The organism is Providencia sp. wls1922, from assembly GCF_009706505.1.
Lineage (GTDB): Bacteria > Pseudomonadota > Gammaproteobacteria > Enterobacterales > Enterobacteriaceae > Providencia > Providencia lanzhouensis.
The window spans coordinates 16,778-34,332 of the sequence record NZ_WLUG01000092.1 but is presented as its reverse complement, the minus strand read 5'-3'; the positions used below and the strand labels follow the sequence as shown (position 1 = coordinate 34,332).

14 protein-coding genes are annotated in these 17,555 nt (G+C 45.6%); 1 reads left to right on the top strand and 13 read right to left on the bottom strand.

All coding sequences use genetic code 11. The features are described 5' to 3' along the window. Positions 1–3 precede the first annotated feature (3 nt). The 13 genes from nuoM to GKR71_RS11170 all read right to left on the bottom strand — a co-directional run bounded on the left by nuoM (position 4) and on the right by GKR71_RS11170 (position 15,444). Complete coding sequence (nuoM, locus tag GKR71_RS11230) at positions 4–1,527, bottom strand: NADH-quinone oxidoreductase subunit M (RefSeq protein WP_036952755.1); 1,524 nt, start codon at positions 1,525–1,527, stop codon at positions 4–6. Positions 1,528–1,546: 19 nt separating this feature from the next. Beyond that, positions 1,547–3,403, bottom strand: coding sequence for an NADH-quinone oxidoreductase subunit L (gene nuoL, locus GKR71_RS11225; protein ID WP_154634296.1), 1,857 nt, complete (start codon positions 3,401–3,403; stop codon positions 1,547–1,549). Further along, complete coding sequence (gene nuoK / locus GKR71_RS11220; RefSeq protein WP_006660292.1) at positions 3,400–3,702, bottom strand: NADH-quinone oxidoreductase subunit NuoK; 303 nt, start codon at positions 3,700–3,702, stop codon at positions 3,400–3,402. Before nuoK ends, nuoL begins: the two co-directional genes overlap by 4 nt. Further along, positions 3,699–4,244 carry an NADH-quinone oxidoreductase subunit J gene (nuoJ, locus tag GKR71_RS11215; RefSeq protein ID WP_036952750.1) on the bottom strand — a complete coding sequence of 182 codons (546 nt, stop codon included), beginning with the start codon at positions 4,242–4,244 and terminating at the stop codon, positions 3,699–3,701. Before nuoJ ends, nuoK begins: the two co-directional genes overlap by 4 nt. A 12-nt stretch (positions 4,245–4,256) precedes the next feature. Continuing rightward, positions 4,257–4,799, bottom strand: coding sequence for an NADH-quinone oxidoreductase subunit NuoI (nuoI, locus tag GKR71_RS11210; protein WP_004259834.1), 543 nt, complete (start codon positions 4,797–4,799; stop codon positions 4,257–4,259). Positions 4,800–4,813: 14 nt separating this feature from the next. Next, positions 4,814–5,791 (bottom strand): NADH-quinone oxidoreductase subunit NuoH, encoded by a 978-nt coding sequence (gene nuoH / locus GKR71_RS11205; RefSeq protein WP_036952747.1) that lies wholly within the window; start codon positions 5,789–5,791, stop codon positions 4,814–4,816. Further along, positions 5,791–8,523: an NADH-quinone oxidoreductase subunit NuoG gene (nuoG, locus tag GKR71_RS11200; RefSeq protein ID WP_154634295.1), complete on the bottom strand. Its 2,733-nt coding sequence runs from the start codon at positions 8,521–8,523 to the stop codon at positions 5,791–5,793. Before nuoG ends, nuoH begins: the two co-directional genes overlap by 1 nt. An 88-nt stretch (positions 8,524–8,611) precedes the next feature. Continuing rightward, positions 8,612–9,973: an NADH-quinone oxidoreductase subunit NuoF gene (nuoF, locus tag GKR71_RS11195; RefSeq protein WP_036952742.1), complete on the bottom strand. Its 1,362-nt coding sequence runs from the start codon at positions 9,971–9,973 to the stop codon at positions 8,612–8,614. Next, complete coding sequence (gene nuoE / locus GKR71_RS11190) at positions 9,970–10,542, bottom strand: NADH-quinone oxidoreductase subunit NuoE (RefSeq protein ID WP_230082422.1); 573 nt, start codon at positions 10,540–10,542, stop codon at positions 9,970–9,972. Before nuoE ends, nuoF begins: the two co-directional genes overlap by 4 nt. Positions 10,543–10,544: 2 nt before the next feature. Beyond that, the gene (gene nuoC, locus GKR71_RS11185) at positions 10,545–12,347 is read right to left on the bottom strand and encodes an NADH-quinone oxidoreductase subunit C/D (RefSeq protein ID WP_181477305.1); all 1,803 of its coding nucleotides are present in this window, start codon (positions 12,345–12,347) and stop codon (positions 10,545–10,547) included. A gap of 74 nt (positions 12,348–12,421) precedes the next feature. Further along, entirely contained in the window at positions 12,422–13,096 is a 675-nt protein-coding gene (locus GKR71_RS11180) for a NuoB/complex I 20 kDa subunit family protein (RefSeq protein ID WP_004912254.1), read from the bottom strand. A gap of 18 nt (positions 13,097–13,114) precedes the next feature. Next, positions 13,115–13,558 carry an NADH-quinone oxidoreductase subunit A gene (locus GKR71_RS11175; protein WP_036952734.1) on the bottom strand — a complete coding sequence of 148 codons (444 nt, stop codon included), beginning with the start codon at positions 13,556–13,558 and terminating at the stop codon, positions 13,115–13,117. A 977-nt stretch (positions 13,559–14,535) separates the two neighbouring features. Continuing rightward, positions 14,536–15,444, bottom strand: a complete 909-nt coding sequence (locus GKR71_RS11170) for a LysR family transcriptional regulator (RefSeq protein WP_036952731.1) — start codon at positions 15,442–15,444, stop codon at positions 14,536–14,538. 809 nt (positions 15,445–16,253) lie between these two features. Here GKR71_RS11170 and GKR71_RS11165 point away from each other — a divergent pair. Then, complete coding sequence (locus GKR71_RS11165) at positions 16,254–17,468, top strand: pyridoxal phosphate-dependent aminotransferase (protein WP_036952728.1); 1,215 nt, start codon at positions 16,254–16,256, stop codon at positions 17,466–17,468. Positions 17,469–17,555: the final 87 nt, after the last annotated feature.

Here is a 17,555-nt window from a genome sequence, read left to right as displayed (position 1 = left end):
TTACTACCCTTGTGTTGAAAGTGAAGCAGAATACAGGTTATGCAGTGTTTCCATCGAACCCGCAGACGTATCTAAGATAGGTTGTGGGTAGAAACCAATGATAACCAATAAAGCCGCCAGAACCAGTAAAACACCAAACTCACGAGCCGTTAGCCCTTTCAGTTCAGTCTCTGATTTCGGCGTTCCGTAGTAAGTCTGCTGCATCATCCATAGTGCATAGATAGAGGCAAACACCACACCAAACACCATAATGCAGGTCACTAATGTGAATTGGCTGAAGCTACCGAAGAAGATCATGAATTCGCCGATAAAGTTACCTGTGCCCGGCATACCTAAGGTTGCTGCGGCAAAGAACAGGGATAAACCCGGTAACCATTTGATGCGTTTCCATAATCCACCCATCATGCGCATATCACGAGTCTGAGTACGTTCGTACAGCTGACCACTGATAATAATCAGCGCCGCACCCGACAGACCGTTAGTGATCATTTGCACCACAGCACCTTGATAGGCCAGTGTCGATGCTGCATAGATAGCCACGGTCACAAAGCCCATGTGCGATAAGCTACTGTACGCCGCTAAACGTTTAATATCCGTCTGTTTGAATGCTAACCATGCACCGTAGAAGATACTGATCACACCCAGCGTCATTGCCACTGGTGTAAATTGCAGTGAAGCTTCAGGGAACAATGGCAGTACAAAACGTAACAAACCGTATGCGGCTGTTTTCAGCATGATACCGGAGATATCGACAGAACCCGCCGTTGGCGACTGTTCTTGGGTATCTGCCATCCACCCATGGAATGGCACTAATGGCATTTTTACTGCGAAAGCAATAAAGAAGCCCAGCATCAGCAAGAAGCCCGCCGTACCTGACAACGCACTTTCAGTACCTAGCAACGCGTTATAGTCGAATGTCAGCTCATTGAACGCAATCCAGTGAAGGATAACTAAGCCGATAATCGCCACCAGCATGATCAAACCGCTGACTTGCGTATAGATAAAGAATTTTGTCGCTGCCTTAACATGCTGGCGGTTACCTGACCCTTTGTGTCCCCAATTCGCAATCAGGAAGTACATCGGGATCAACATCATTTCCCAGAAGAAGAAGAATAAGAACAGGTCAACCGCCGTGAAGATCCCCATCACACCTGCAATAATCCATAACAGGTTAAAGTGATAAGCACCTTGGTTCTCTTGCTGCTCGCTCCACGAACTGAGGATTGAAAACGCGCCCATGATGGCGGTTAACACCACCATCAACAGCGATAATCCATCAACCGCTAACGAGAAATTGATACCTAGCGCAGGGATCCATTCCCTTGAGTATGTATTTTGCCACTCTGGAATACCTTGCGGGTTAACCAGCGAATAATCCCCTTGCGCCCAAAATAGTACCGCAAGGATAAGCGTGATCCCCATTGTCCCCAGCGCAACCCAACGAGGTGCGCGGTGACTGAATCGGTCGGCCTGCCAGCTTAGCAGGGCACCGATAAAGGGAATAAGTATTAGCCAATATAATTGCATGGCGCAATGTGTCCCTTAATTAAACCAAAAGCAGCAGAGCAAGAATCAGCACTGCACCCAGCCCCAGAGAGGCAACATACCAACGGACCTGACCGTTTTCACTCACTGCTAGCCCTTTGTTTGCCCAACGTGAAAGATGTGCAGGGATATTCATCAGTGAGTTAATCGGATCGCTTTCGAGTAACCATGCAATTCCTTTGAAAGGTTTTACAAAAATTACATCATACAACCAGTCGAAGCCCCATGCGTGGTACCACCACGTTGAGAAGAAACGACCAATTGCTGTTTTCGCAATCGCATCAACGATAGAACGTCTAAACAGATAGAGGAACGTCGCAATCAACAGACCTGCGATAGCAAAACCACCCGAGATAGCTTCGATAAACAGTTTACCGTCTTCAGCTTCCATAGGTTTTGCAGGGAATACGCCCTCTAATGGCTGGTGGATCATCGCACCCACGAAGGTTGCAAGGATTGCCAAAATAGCCAGTGGTACAGTGTGAGTGATGCCTTTAACTTTATGCGCTTTGATTTTGGCTTCACCGTGGAAGACGATGAAAATCATACGGAAGGTGTAAATTGCGGTCATTAATGCACCGATGATACCCGCCCATAACAGCACAGTTTGCCCATCCACTTTCGCGCCCCACAAGATGGCATCTTTACTGTAGAAGCCAGAAGTAAACAGAGGCAACGCGGCCAATGCACTACCACCGATTAACATCACAATATAAACGAATGGAATTTGCTTACGCAGCCCACCCATTTTGAAGATGTTTTGCTCGTGATGACACGCAATGATCACCGAACCTGCGGACAGGAACAGTAACGCTTTGAAGAAGGCATGTGTCATTAAGTGGAAAATTGCCGCATCCCATGCTTGTACACCGAGAGCCAAGAACATGTAACCAATCTGGCTCATAGTAGAGTAAGCAAGAACACGTTTGATATCCGTTTGAACCAATGCTGCGAAACCTGCAAACAGCAATGTTACCGCACCCACAACACCCACTAAATGCAGAATATCTGGGGTTAATAGGAACAGACCATGAGTACGCGCGATTAAGTACACACCCGCAGTAACCATGGTTGCGGCGTGGATCAGCGCAGATACTGGCGTTGGACCCGCCATCGCATCAGCTAACCATGTTTGTAATGGCAGCTGAGCTGATTTACCTACCGCACCGCCTAATAACATCAGCGTTGCCCAGTTCAGCATCGATAAGCCTTCTGGAGACAACTGAGTCGCACGTTGTGCCATTTCGCTGAAGTTTAAGGTACCCAATTCGTTGTACAGGATAAACATGCCGATAGCCAAGAACACGTCACCGATACGGGTCACGAAGAAGGCTTTCATTGCCGCTTTACCGTTCTCTGGATTGGTGTAATAGAAACCAATCAACAGATAACTGCACAGCCCTACCCCTTCCCAACCGAGATACATCAGCATCATGTTATCAGCCAGCACTAATACCACCATGCTCGCGATAAACAGGTTAGTGTAAGTGAAGAAACGTGAGTAACCTTCCTCGCCACGCATATACCAAGAGGCATACACATGAATAAGGAAGCCCACACCCGTTACCACACCTAACATGGTCAGAGAAAGACCATCAAGGGACAGGCTAAATGGGATGGTGAAATTACCCACAGACATCCAAGTCCATAACATTTGTGGGTATGGCTCATATCCACCATTAGCTAAAACAGGTTGGGCTAAAAATTCAGAGCCTGCATAAAATGCAACTAGAGCGGCCAGACCCACTGAGCCTGCACCGATAATCGCGGATACATTTTCTGACCAACGACCGCGGGAAAATGCGAGAAGCACAGACCCTAACAGCGGGAACAGAATCGTTAAATAGAGTAAGTTCATTCGCGCATCTCACTGACTTTATCAATGTTCAGGTTTTGACGATGACGATGGAGTTGCAGTAACAACGCCAATCCAATACTCGCCTCCGCTGCCGCCAGAGTGATTGCCAGAATATACATAATCTGACCATCTGGTTGCCCCCAAAAACTGCCTGCGACCACAAAGGCTAATGCCGTTGCGTTCACCATGATTTCCAGTCCGATCAGCATGAAAAGCAGGTTGCGGCGAATAACAAGACAGCTCAGTCCCATTACAAAGATAATTGCCGCTAAAATCAGACCATGTTGAAGAGGTATCATTGTTTCTCCCCCGCATTACGGCTGTTGCTGACAAGATCAGCGCTGTTTTCTGAACGGTCACGACCCACGTGGAAGGCAACAACCAGACCCGCGAGCAATAATAACGATGCTAATTCAACGGCTAAGACGTAAGGACCAAACAAGCTGATACCCACTTCTTTCGCTGTGATAATCACACCTTCCGTTTTTTCTTGATGAGAAAGGCTGGTGATCCCATACACTAAAATGCCCAGTAAAACGGCAGATAGCACTGCGGGACCAATCCACGTTTTCGGTGTTAACCAAGCGCGCTCTTGTTCTTGTACTGAGCGACCTAAGTTCAACATCATCACCACGAAAACAAACAGAACCATAATGGCGCCAGCGTAAACGATAATCTCCAACGCTCCGGCAAAATACGCCCCGAGCGAGAAGAACACCATTGACAGTGCCAACAGAGAAACCACCAGATACAGTAGCGCATGCACTGGATTGGTATTAGTAATCACCCTCAAAGTTGCTAGAACAGCAACTAGACCGGCGATATAAAATGTAAATTCCATGAATATCGCTCCTTACGGCAACAGGTCTTTGACGTTGATAGGTTTCGCTTCGTTATCCGCTTCGCCTTTATCTTTGCCTGCGATCGCCATACCTGATTTACGGTAAAAGTTATAATCAGGATATTTACCCGGTCCTGAAATCAACAGGTCGTTTTTCTCATAAACCAGATCCTGACGACGCCAATCTGCCATTTCGAAATCTGGCGTCAATTGGATTGCCGTGGTTGGGCAAGCCTCTTCGCACAGACCACAGAAAATGCAGCGAGAGAAGTTCACGCGGAAAAATTCGGGATACCAGCGTCCATCTTCGTGCTCAGCTTTTTGCAGTGAGATACATCCCACAGGGCAAGCAACCGCACATAAGTTACACGCAACACAACGCTCTTCACCGTCAGGATCGCGCGTTAGCACGATGCGCCCACGGTAACGGGGTGGCAGATAAACCGGCTCTTCTGGGTACATTTGCGTTTCCCGTTTATCGAACGCATGTAGACCCACCATCCAAATACTGCGTACTTGGGTGGCGAAACCGACCAATAACTCTTTTAATGTCATGGTTCAATCACCCCTTACTGAGCGTTGTATAAAATCACTGCTGCGGTACCCAGCAGGTTAAGCAGTGTCAGCGGCAGACAAATTTTCCAGCCGAAGGACATTACTTGGTCATAACGTGGGCGCGGTAATGAAGCACGGATCAAGATGAACATCATCATGAAGAAGGCTGTTTTAATCGCAAACCACAGGAAAGCAGGCAGGAATGGACCATGCCAACCACCAAAGAACAGTGTCACAATCAGCGCGGACACGGTCACGATACCGATATATTCACCCACGAAGAACAGACCGAATTTCATACCGGAATATTCTACGTGGTAACCGTCGGCAATCTCTTGTTCCGCTTCTGGCTGGTCAAATGGATGACGGTGACACACCGCGACACCCGCAATCGCAAACGTGATAAAACCAAAGAATTGTGGGATCACGTTCCACATACCCTCTTGGGAATTCACGATGTCGATTAAGTTGAATGAACCCGCTTGCGCGACCACACCCATCAGTGACAAGCCTAAGAACACTTCATAACTCACCGTTTGAGCCGATGCACGCATCGCACCCAATAAGGAGTATTTGTTGTTACTTGACCAACCAGCGAACAGTACCGCGTACACTGCCAGACCTGCCATCATCAGGAAGAATAAGATCCCGATGTTCAAGTCAGCGACGTGCCAAGTCGGGCTGACTGGCACAATGGCAAATGCTAAGAACAGAGAACAAAATGCGATAACCGGCGCAAGCGTAAAGATTTTCTTGTCCGCGAACTCTGGGATCCAGTCCTCTTTAAACAGCATTTTGAACATGTCGGCAATCAGTTGTCCCATTCCAAATGGACCCACACGGTTAGGACCGTAACGGTTCTGGAATAGACCGAGAATACGGCGTTCACCGAGACTCATGTATGCCCCGCAGGTCACAACAACCAGCAAGATAACAACCGATTTAAGGATGGAAATCAGGACTTCCATCACCGCAGGAGAAATCCAATCCATCATGCGCCCCTCCGCAGATTATTCACTGACACGCCCGCCATTACCGGAGCAATTCCCGGCATACCCAGAGGTAAACCGATTTGACCCACTGCAAGGTGCTGACTAATGCGCACTGGCAGATTAAAGGTTTGACCTGCATGACTAAATTCAGCTTTCACGCCAGCATTTAGACCGAGTGTCGCCGCATCTTGCGCGTTCAACATGATATAAGGCTCTGGCATACGTTGCTGGATCACATCAGAACGTTGTGAAGTTTCATCACTACCAAATAGATGATAGTAAGGTGCCACAACCCACTGTGCTTCGCCGCTTTGGTAAGCCGCCGGAACCTCAGTGAAGTACGCCAATTTGTTTTCTTTCGAATTGAATAAACGCACACCCGGATCACCAAACAGTAAGTGTCCGCCCACCTCTGCTTGGAATTTGTTCCATGCTTGTGGTGAGTTCCAGCCCGGTGCCCATGCAAATGGAATTTGCTGGCGTGGCGCTTTCGGTTGGTTATTCCCTTCCATTGAGAACGCAAATGGTGAGTCGATATCTTGCGGTTGACGCGGTTCATGAACCGATTTGTCTGCCAGCATTGCCGTACGACCGCTGTAACGATGAGGTTCACGTGCCAGTTTCTGCCCACGAATGCGGAAAGAGGCTTTCGGTGCCGTATCTCTAATACCCGCAAATTGTGGCAGAGCTGCCACACACTCTTCGATAACGTGGTCTAATTGCGACCAATCTGCATCACGTTGCTGCGCTTCAGTTTGCAGTGAATGCATCCAGCGCCAGCTTTCGTTCATCACGATGCTGTTATCGTAGTAAGTTGGGTCAAAGACTTGGAAGAAGCGTTGAGCACGACCTTCTTGGTTGATAAGCGTACCGTCCGCTTCAGCAAAACTTGCCGCTGGCAGGACTAATGTCGCTTTATCCATGATGTCTGTGTGCTGGTGGTCTGCCACGATCAGGTGCTTCAGTTTCGCTAATGCGCTATTGACAGCATCCACGGTGCTATGACGGTAAAGGTCATTTTCCATCACGATAGCCACATCCGCTTCATTAGCTTCAATGCGTGAGAACGCATTTTCTAATGGCAATGCGTTCATCATCGCAAGACCAAAGCTGTTGGCATGAGACGCGACATAAGACAGACCGACGTTCGCACCCTTCGCTTTCAGCGCAAATGCCACGTTAGCGGCGGCTTCGATCACCGCATCGCTAGCGCTATGGCTACCACTGATAATCAGAGGTTTTTTCGCACCCGCTAAGGCTTGAGCTACGGTTTCTACTTTCGCTTTCACATCAGCCGGTAAATCATTTACCGCCGGTGCGTCACCGTTGATCAGGTTAGCAATCGCAAAACCGAAACGTGCTTGATCAGTCACTGGCGCACGGTAGTTGTATGCGGCTACATCATCTAAACGCGTGTCATCCACGTTAGTGATAAACAGTGGATATTTGGCGTGTTGACCAATGTTTTGAATCGCTGCGATTTGCCAGTCAGCGACTTTCTGTGCCGCTGCCATTTCACGGGCTTTACCTTTCACTGCTTGGCGAACAGATAATGCCATACGGGCGCCTGTCTGAGTTAAATCTTCACCCAGAACTAATACCGCATCATAGCCTTCGATTTCACGCAATGTTGGGGTGTAAACACCGCCGTTTTGCAGAATGTTTTGCATCAACGCTAAGCGGCGCTGTTCATCCTTAGAAATACCAGAATAGAAGTTTTCAGCGCCAACTAAAGCACGCAGTGCATAGTTGCTTTCGACGCTAGCACGTGGAGAACCGATACCAATCACTTTCTTCGCTTGATTGATGATCTGTGCACCACTTTGCATTGCTTCAATCGCCGAAACCACCTGCTGTACGCCATCTTTGGTTAACAGCGCTTGGCGAGGACGGTCTTTACGGTTCACGTAACCATAACCGAAGCGACCACGGTCACACAGGAAGTAATGGTTTACAGAACCGTTATAACGGTTTTCAATACGGCGCAGTTCACCATAACGCTCACCTGGGCTGGTGTTACAACCGATGCTGCACTGTTGGCAGATACCCGGTGCAAATTGCATATCCCATTTACGGTTATAGCGTTCTGAATGCGTTTTGTCGGTGAATACCCCTGTTGGGCACACTTCGACGAGGTTACCGGAAAATTCACTTTCCAGCGTGCCGTCTTCAGTACGACCAAAGTAGACATAGTTATGCGCGCCATACACACCTAAATCTGTGCCATCGGCATAATCTTTGTAGTAACGAACGCAACGGTAACACGCGATACAATGGTTCATTTCATGACTAATGAATGGACCGAGATCTTGGTTTACGTGCGTGCGTTTTGTAAAACGATACTTACGCATAGTATGACCAGTCATCACCGTCATATCTTGTAAGTGGCAGTTACCACCCTCCTCACAGACTGGGCAGTCGTGTGGGTGGTTGGTCATCAGCCATTCAACAACACTTTCACGGAATTGTTTGGCTTCTTCATCATCGATTGAGATGTAAGTGCCTTCCGTTGCCGGTGTCATACAAGACATCACGAGACGACCACGAGTGTCATCTGCGTTTTGATACTGCTTCACCGCACACTGGCGGCAAGCGCCAACGCTTCCCAGCGCCGGATGCCAGCAAAAATAAGGAATATCTAGCCCCAACGATAAGCAGGCTTGTAACAGGTTTTCAGACCCGTTTACGTCATATTCTTTGCCGTCTACATATATCGTAGCCATAGTCAGCATGCTTCCCAAAGGCCCGCTTTAGCAGGCGTTAAACATAAATACGTTCTTCGTCAAAAATTCGTTTAGCGGTTGCTCAATCGCTAAATGCTTACCAACGCTGCTTGAGCAGGTTTGGCTGGATCCCGGCAATCTGCACGATGTTGCGCAGATCTTTTTTCGAGATACCCGCTTCGAACTCTCCACGGAAATATTTGATGGCGCTTTGTAATGGCTCAACCGCACCCGGTGCGTGTGCACAGAAGGTTTTGCCTGGTCCTAAGAAACGGCAAAGTTGTTCAAGAGTTTCGATATCCCCTTCTTGACCTTCACCTTTTTCTAATGCCTGTAGAATTTTTACGCTCCAAGGCAGACCATCACGGCACGGTGTACACCAACCACAGGATTCACGCGCGAAGAAGGTTTCTAAGTTACGTACTAAAGAAACCATGTTGATTTCGTTATCGACTGCCATCGCTAGCGCTGTACCTAAACGACTGCCTGCTTTTGCAATATTTTCGAAATCCATCGGTAAATCGAGGTGATCGTTGGTCAGGAAGTCAGTTCCTGCACCACCCGGTTGCCATGCTTTGAGTTTTAATCCATCACGCATACCGCCCGCGTAGTCTTCTAAGACTTCACGTGCAGTTGTACCAAATGGCAGTTCCCACAGACCCGGATTTTTCACGCGTCCAGAGAAGCCCATCAGCTTAGTGCCCGCATCTTTACTTTTGCCCGCGCTTAAATCGATATACCACTGGTCACCGTGCTCTAGAATTGCTGGCACGTTACAGATAGTTTCAACGTTATTAACGCAGGTCGGTTTACCCCATGCACCTGAACTTGCAGGGAATGGTGGTTTAGAGCGTGGGTTTGCACGACGACCTTCAAGGGAGTTAATCAATGCGGTTTCTTCACCGCAGATATAACGACCTGCACCGGTATGCACGAATAGCTCAAAATCAAAGCCCGAACCGAGAATATTTTTACCTAATAGACCCGCTGCTTTGGCTTCTTCGATGGCACGACGCAAATGTTTAGCCGCTTCAACATATTCGCCACGTAAGAAGATATAACCACGATACGCTTTCAATGCATAAGCGCCGATAATCATCCCTTCCACTAATAAGTGTGGCAGTTGTTCCATCAGTAAACGGTCTTTGTAAGTGCCCGGTTCCATTTCATCCGCATTACATAAGAAGTAACGCAGTTTCATGTTTTCGTCTTTCGGCATTAAGCTCCACTTCAGACCCGTCGAGAACCCTGCACCACCACGACCTTTCAGTCCGGCGTCTTTGACAAGGTTAACCACTTCATCAGGAGCCATGCCTTTAAGGGCACGTTCGACACCTTTGTATCCGTTTTTACTGCGATACTCATCTAACCAGACTGGCTGCGCGTCATCGCGTAGACGCCAAGTTAATGGATGAGTTTCCGCGGTACGGATCACAGGGTTTGCGGAGAAGTTTGTCATGGATACTGCTCCAGTAGCTTTTGAATATTTTCAGGCTGCACATGACTGTGGGTATCGTCATCGATCATCATCGTTGGACCCTTGTCACAATTACCTAAGCAACAGGTTGGCAGCAGCGTAAAGCGACCATCAGCTGTGGTTTGACCTGGGCGAATACTCAGCTGTTTAATAATTTCAGCTTCTAAGCCTTGGTAGCCCGTAATATGGCAAACAACACTGTCGCAATAACGAATAATGTGGCGACCCACTGGTTGACGGAAAATTTGGCTATAGAATGTTGCCACGCCTTCCACATCACTCGCAGGAATGCCGAGAACTTCTGCGATAGCGTGAATTGCGCCATCTTCGACCCAGCCACGATTTTTTTGCACAATTTTCAGCGCTTCAATTGAAGCCGCGCGTGCATCTTCATAGTGGTGTTTTTCCCCTTCAATTTCCGCACGCTCATGTTCGGTTAACACAAAACCGTGATTGACTTGCGGTTCGAAGGTATTCACCACGTCAGACTGGCTGTTACAGCCGCATTGGCTCGTGCCACATTGACCTTGTTTATCTTGTTCATTATGCATGGTTAGCGATCCACATCCGACATTACAAAATCGATACTACCCAGATAGACAATTAAGTCAGAAACCAAGCTACCTCTGATTGTCGCCGGAATTTGCTGCAAGTGCGCATAACTCGGAGTACGAATACGTGTACGGTAGCTCATGGTGCTGCCGTCACTGGTTAAGTAGTAGCTGTTGATCCCTTTGGTTGCTTCAACCATCTGGAATGATTCGTTAGCTGGCATTACCGGACCCCAAGACACTTGTAAGAAGTGGTTGATCAGGGTTTCGATATGCTGCAATGTGCGCTCTTTCGGTGGCGGCGTTGTCAGTGGATGGTCAGCTTTAAATGGACCTTCAGGCATATTCTTCAGACACTGCTCAAGAATACGGATACTTTGACGCATCTCTTCCACTTTGATCATTACTCGGTCATAGCAGTCACCGTTATGGGCGATTGGAATGTCGAATTCAAAGTTTTCATAACCTGAATAAGGACGTGCTTTACGTACGTCAAAGTCCACACCCGTTGCACGCAAGCCTGCACCTGTCACACCCCACGCTAATGCCTCTTCCTTGGTGTAAGATGCCACACCAATAGAACGACCTTTCAAAATGGAGTTTTTCAGCGCAGAGGTCACATAGGATTCTAGACGTTTCGGTAACCAGTCTAATAATTCACGCAGTAATTTATCCCAGCCACGCGGTAAATCGTGAGCAACCCCACCGATGCGGAACCAAGCTGGGTGCATACGGAAACCAGTGATTGCTTCAATGACGTTGTACACTTTTTGTCTATCAGTAAACGCAAAGAACACCGGCGTCATCGCACCAACGTCTTGAATATAGGTACTGATATACAGTAGGTGACTGTTGATACGGAACAGTTCAGACATCATCACACGGATAGTTTTTACGCGATCCGGTACTTCGATACCTGCCAGTTTTTCAACCGCAAGAATATATGGCATTTCATTCACACAGCCGCCGAGGTATTCGATACGGTCGGTATAAGGAATGTAGCTATGCCATGACTGACGCTCACCCATTTTTTCCGCACCACGGTGGTGGTAGCCGATGTCGGGAACGCAGTTAACAATCTCTTCACCATCCAATTGCAGCACGATACGGAATGCACCGTGAGAAGATGGGTGGTTTGGACCCAAGTTCAGGAACATGAAATCTTCGTTTTCATTTCCACGATCTAAGCCCCACTCTTCTGGTTTGAAAGTTAATGCTTCCATTTCCAGATCTTGCTTTTGCTTAGTCAGAACAAATGGGTCGAATTCCGTGGCGCGCGCAGGGTAATCTTTGCGCAGCGGATGACCTTCCCAGCTTGGAGACATCAGCAAGCGACGTAAATTTGGGTGACCTTGGAAGGTGATCCCGAACATGTCCCACACTTCACGCTCATACCAGTTGGCATTTGGGAATAAAGAAACCACTGATGGCACGTTTAAGTCTTTCTCGTTAAGAGCCACTTTCAACATGATATCGCGGTTTCGGTCAATGGAAATGATGTGGTAGAACACACTAAAGTCCGCTTCAGGCAGACCTTGGCGATGAATACGCTGGCGTTCATCGACTCCATGTAAGTCGAACAACATCACATAAGGTTTAGGTAGCTTCTGTAAGAAATCTACAATTTCCAGTAATTGTTCACGGCGCACCCAAACCACTGGCATGCCAGTGCGGGTTGCTTGAACTGAAAAGGCATCCGGGCCAAATTGGTTGCGCAGTTCCAGAAGCACAGGATCATTAATGTGATCTTGTGTCTGCCATTCTGGCTGATTATGACTCGCTTGCGCTATCTGATCTGTCATCATTCTTCACCATAACGCTTGATCAGGTTTATTATTTCGCAACAACATTGCTCTGTTACGCTGTATGGCTAAAAGCCTTAAATTTCGTCAGGGGTACGCAGGTTGGTTACTGCAATACGTTCACCGTGTTTTCTTTCTCTTTCTGACTGCATATTCGCACGATAAACACCCTGATCACCGACAACCCATGAAAGTGGGCGACGTTCTTTGCCGATGGATTCTTGTAACAGAAGGAGAGCCTGCATATAGGCTTCAGGGCGTGGCGGGCAGCCTGGAATGTACACATCCACGGGAATAAATTTATCGACGCCTTGAACAACAGAGTAGATGTCATACATCCCACCGGAGTTCGCACATGAACCCATGGAGATAACCCATTTTGGTTCAAGCATTTGGTCATAAAGGCGCTGGATGACGGGAGCCATTTTGGTAAAACAAGTTCCCGCAACAACCATAAAGTCGGCTTGACGAGGAGAAGCACGCAGTACTTCCGCACCAAAGCGGGCTACGTCATGAACAGCCGTGAACGACGTCACCATTTCTACATAGCAACATGAAAGACCGAAGTTGTATGGCCACAGGGAGTTTTTACGTCCCCAGTTCACCACATCATGAAGTGCATGGGATAATTTCCCCATATACACGCTGTTTTCAACTTGCTGCTCAAGAGGATCAGTAACGATTTCTTGAGTTTGCAGTGGGTAACGGTCGTTCTCACCGTTCGGATCTATGCGGGTGAGCGTATAATCCATTGTATAATGCCTCGCTTTTTACTGCGGATGACGATTGCTGATTTTAATAACTTCACTAGGACCTTTAACTGCGCGACGTGAACGGATTGGAGTCCAATCGAGTGCACCAACGCGGATCAGATAAAATAATCCCGCCAACAATACCAAGATAAAAATAGCGGCTTCGATGAAACCGACCCATCCCGCTTCGCGGATGGCGACAGACCATGCAAATAAGAACATAGCCTCCACATCGAAGATCACGAAAAACATCGCGACCAAGTAAAACTTGGCTGACATACGAAGACGAGCACTACCGACAGAGTCAATACCTGACTCGTAGGGAACATGTTTTGTTCTGGCTTTAGCGCGGCTACCCAAGAAATGACCTGCGGTCAACATGAAAGCGCAAAGACCAATAGCGCCGAGAAGGAATATAGCAAAGCCCCAGTTATGGGCTAACTCTAGGATTGATGTAGACATACTCGTTGCTTACTCATTACTTATGGCACTTAACTGCTCTTTTTATAACACGGCAGTATTGCACCACAATTGCCCAGTTAATCGAGAAGAAAGACTAAAATTGACCTCTAAACTAAAAGATCCCCCAAACTAAAATCAGCCTGACGACTGCTGTTTGGTTTGCCCTTCTCTCACTACATTTTATTTTGCTCAAATGAGACAAAATAACCGTATTTATTACAAATAATTCACACGTCAAAAACATTTGTGAAACAAAAATAACTCATTAACTGCTAAAACGTGTCAGTGTTACTATACACAAATAAACACGCAAAGTAGTCTAACTGATTATTCGCTTTTACTACACTATTATCTCAGGAAAAACCTGTCTTAACAGACGAAAAAATGTGCTTTTTATTTGATCTAACGCACAGATTTATTGAAAAAATACTCAATTTGTTTACATAACATCCGAATTTAATTTAATAAGCGATAACGAATTTTTATTCATCATGCCCACTAAGCCACTGACTACTCTCAGCTATTTTATCAATTCAGCAAATAAATTTTGTTAACGGCGTAACAAATCGTTAACTAACTAATGAATTTCATGTTATGCCATATACATCACAATTATTTCATGCTCTTACGCGTAAATCCATACTCAATAAGTGGTTAATTCGTGTGTTTTGTCACCTATTGAGCAGAAACATTGTTCACTATTTTGTCACCTGAACTTTAAGTAAAATATCGTACTGGCAAAATCCCCTTCTTCCCCTATTAACCACTTAATGAGTATGGTCAGTAAATTTCAGTTAAAAACAATTTGATAACAATATAAATGCGTAAAATAGTCAGGTCGGTTTTAAGGAAGATATAGATGGAAAAAAAACGGCTGAGCCAGAATTAACTGACTCAGCCGGATAAACATATTTTGATTTATTTGACACTTATCTTTGATAAAAATCCTATTTTATCGATAAGGACAGTTCTCTATCTTATTGAGCGCCGTTCTCAACTTGTTCAGCGACAGAATAAGAGATTTTTTTGTTTTCAATTGCATTAAAAACAGTGAGCACGAAATCTTTTTGCTCATCCGCATTTTTATATAACCAGTACTGAATATCTGGTAAACGAGGTAAGCCATCTGACTCGCCTAAAACACGCAGATCCGCATTTTGCATTTCCATTGGACGTGCAGTTACTCCAACTTCGGCATTCACCGCTGCGCGAACAGCAGGTAATGATGCCGCTTCATAAGCCACATGCCATGGTAATCCTGCTTCATCTAATGCATGAGTACATAACTTACGGTATGGGTTAGTTTCATCCATTACCACCAATGGGATTGGCTCATTTGGGCGTAGCTGAAAATCAGGTGCGCTGTGCCATAAAATCGGGACAGTTCTTAATGCTGTTTTTGGGTGCTGAGGAATACGACTTGTCGTTAATGCTAGATCAATTTCATGATTATCTAACATTGACTCAATAAACTGAGCACGTTTAATTCTCACTTCTACCGCGATGCGTGGAAATACGGAGGCAATACGGTTTAGTAAGAAAGGTAATAAGATATCGACGGTATCGTCGGATGCCCCGATACGCAATTCGCCATCTGCATCGTTATAGGTTAAAGATGCGGTGGCATCATCATTAGCGCGTAAAATTTGTCTCGCATAACCGAGTAATTGCAAACCGTGGGCGGTTAACAGCTTATTACGCCCGTGACGTGCAAATAATTCACGACCAACTAATTGCTCTAAACGTTGCATCTGCTGGCTAACAGCGGACTGGGTTCGACATACTGCGGCAGCAGCAGCGGCAAAAGTGTTAAGATCAGCCACTGCGACAAATGTGCGTAGTAAATCGAGATCTAAGTTCATTATGGGACGATTGGAATTTATCATCGTACATTCTCTTTATATAATTTTATGATACCTGGTGTTTCTGCTCTCCTCCGTGAGAATCAGCGAGTCTTAAAAATAATCCAACTTTTGCATTTCTAATCCGTAGATCTGCATTTATTGTATTCAATACTCTATATTGCTATATCTATTTGATAATTAACTTAAACAGCTTAATTATCCAATTAGTGTTTTAAATTTCTATCAATTAAAGCGGGGTTGATTAACGTAAAACTCAATAAGCGCGAAATAATTGAAGAAGACTAAATAGTAACATATTTAATGTAGTTGCAATTATTTTAATGTAAGCTGTTTATGTAACATATGATGTAAATTAACAATTTTATTAATTATCAATACACTAAACATTATAACCACGGTTTCACTAAGAATATTCTCATTAAAATAATCAATATTGCTAACAAAAAAAGTCAAAAAGCACCCAAAATGCCCCGACCAATAGTTAAATTTATTTCTAATTTAATGATTTAAGATGCAAACTTACAGAGTGATACAATTTTTGTTACTTTGTCATTATGCGACTTTTCTGCCATTTTTTTATAACTCATCCACTGACACACTCCAAAACAACGATAATTATCAGAATTAGATTCCAACTTAATAACTATAATTGGAATCATCATCTAACTTATTCAATACTTTAAGATAGCACATATCTGATTTATGTCTAAACCAACCTTTTACACCAAAAATTATCTAGCATCTTCAAAAGCTTCCGAGGGAGGAGTACAGTAGATAGTAACGCCGGAAGTCCCCTATGATTGCTAGCCCGTTAGGGTAATGAGAGAACCATGAATACGATAATGAAATCCAATAAGCTTGATAATGTTTGCTATGACATTCGCGGGCCAGTTTTAAAAGAAGCTAAACGCTTAGAAGAAGAAGGCAATAAAGTCCTAAAACTGAACATTGGTAACCCGGCACCGTTTGGCTTTGAAGCACCTGATGAGATCCTCGTTGATGTCCTGCGCAATCTGCCAAGCTCACAAGGTTACTGTGATTCTAAAGGCTTATATTCTGCGCGTAAGGCAATTGTTCAACACTACCAAGCCCGTGATATCCACGATATGACGGTTGAAGATGTTTATATTGGTAACGGTGTTTCTGAATTAATCGTTCAAGCAATGCAAGCGCTATTAAACAATGGCGATGAAATGCTGGTTCCAGCCCCTGATTATCCACTATGGACAGCGGCTGTTTCGTTATCGGGCGGTAATGCTGTTCACTATATGTGTGATGAACAACAAGGCTGGATGCCGGATATTGACGATATCCGCAAAAAAATCAGCCCACGTACCCGCGGGATTGTCATCATCAACCCAAATAACCCAACAGGTGCGGTGTACAGCAAAGAACTATTAATGGAAATCGTCGAGATTGCTCGCCAACATAGTTTGATTATCTTTGCCGACGAAATTTACGATAAAATTCTGTATGACGATGCGCAGCACCACTCTATCGCAGCATTGGCTCCTGACTTACTGACAGTGACCTTTAACGGGTTATCAAAAACCTACCGTGTCGCAGGTTTCCGCCAAGGTTGGATGGTATTAAATGGTCCGAAAAAGCAGGCCAAAAGTTATATTGAAGGCTTAGAAATGTTAGCCTCCATGCGCTTATGCGCTAACGTGCCAATGCAACACGCTATCCAAACAGCATTAGGCGGTTACCAAAGTATCAGTGAATTTATCCAACCGGGTGGTCGTTTATATGAGCAGCGTAATCGTGCATGGGAATTGATTAACCAAATTCCTGGTGTCTCTTGTGTTAAGCCACAAGGCGCTCTGTATATGTTCCCGAAAATTGATATTAAACGTTTTAATATCCACGATGACCAAAAAATGATCCTTGACCTGCTACTGCAAGAAAAAGTGCTATTAGTTCAGGGAACTGCATTTAACTGGCCACATCCAGACCATTTCCGTATTGTCACCCTGCCTTATGCAGATGATTTAGAAATGGCGATTACCAAGTTCGGGCGTTTCCTTAGCGGATATAAGCAGTAATTAGAACATTACTAAGATTTTTGTTAGTCAATAAATAGCTCCTCAGTGAGCTATTTATTTTTGATAGCCTATAAAATGAAATATTAC

Bases quoted from the DNA above. Each gene is read 5' to 3' on its own strand.
- nuoK (WP_006660292.1), bottom strand. From the start codon at position 3,702: ATGATACCTCTTCAACATGGTCTGATTTTAGCGGCAATTATCTTTGTA.
- nuoI (WP_004259834.1), bottom strand. From the start codon at position 4,799: ATGACATTAAAAGAGTTATTGGTCGGTTTCGCCACCCAAGTACGCAGT.
- GKR71_RS11175 (WP_036952734.1), bottom strand. From the start codon at position 13,558: ATGTCTACATCAATCCTAGAGTTAGCCCATAACTGGGGCTTTGCTATA.
- nuoG (WP_154634295.1), bottom strand. From the start codon at position 8,523: ATGCTGACTATGGCTACGATATATGTAGACGGCAAAGAATATGACGTA.
- nuoF (WP_036952742.1), bottom strand. From the start codon at position 9,973: ATGACAAACTTCTCCGCAAACCCTGTGATCCGTACCGCGGAAACTCAT.
- nuoJ (WP_036952750.1), bottom strand. From the start codon at position 4,244: ATGGAATTTACATTTTATATCGCCGGTCTAGTTGCTGTTCTAGCAACT.
- GKR71_RS11165 (WP_036952728.1), top strand. From the start codon at position 16,254: ATGAATACGATAATGAAATCCAATAAGCTTGATAATGTTTGCTATGAC.
- GKR71_RS11170 (WP_036952731.1), bottom strand. From the start codon at position 15,444: ATGATAAATTCCAATCGTCCCATAATGAACTTAGATCTCGATTTACTA.
- nuoM (WP_036952755.1), bottom strand. From the start codon at position 1,527: ATGCAATTATATTGGCTAATACTTATTCCCTTTATCGGTGCCCTGCTA.
- nuoE (WP_230082422.1), bottom strand. From the start codon at position 10,542: ATGCATAATGAACAAGATAAACAAGGTCAATGTGGCACGAGCCAATGC.
- nuoL (WP_154634296.1), bottom strand. From the start codon at position 3,403: ATGAACTTACTCTATTTAACGATTCTGTTCCCGCTGTTAGGGTCTGTG.
- GKR71_RS11180 (WP_004912254.1), bottom strand. From the start codon at position 13,096: ATGGATTATACGCTCACCCGCATAGATCCGAACGGTGAGAACGACCGT.
- nuoC (WP_181477305.1), bottom strand. From the start codon at position 12,347: ATGATGACAGATCAGATAGCGCAAGCGAGTCATAATCAGCCAGAATGG.
- nuoH (WP_036952747.1), bottom strand. From the start codon at position 5,791: ATGGATTGGATTTCTCCTGCGGTGATGGAAGTCCTGATTTCCATCCTT.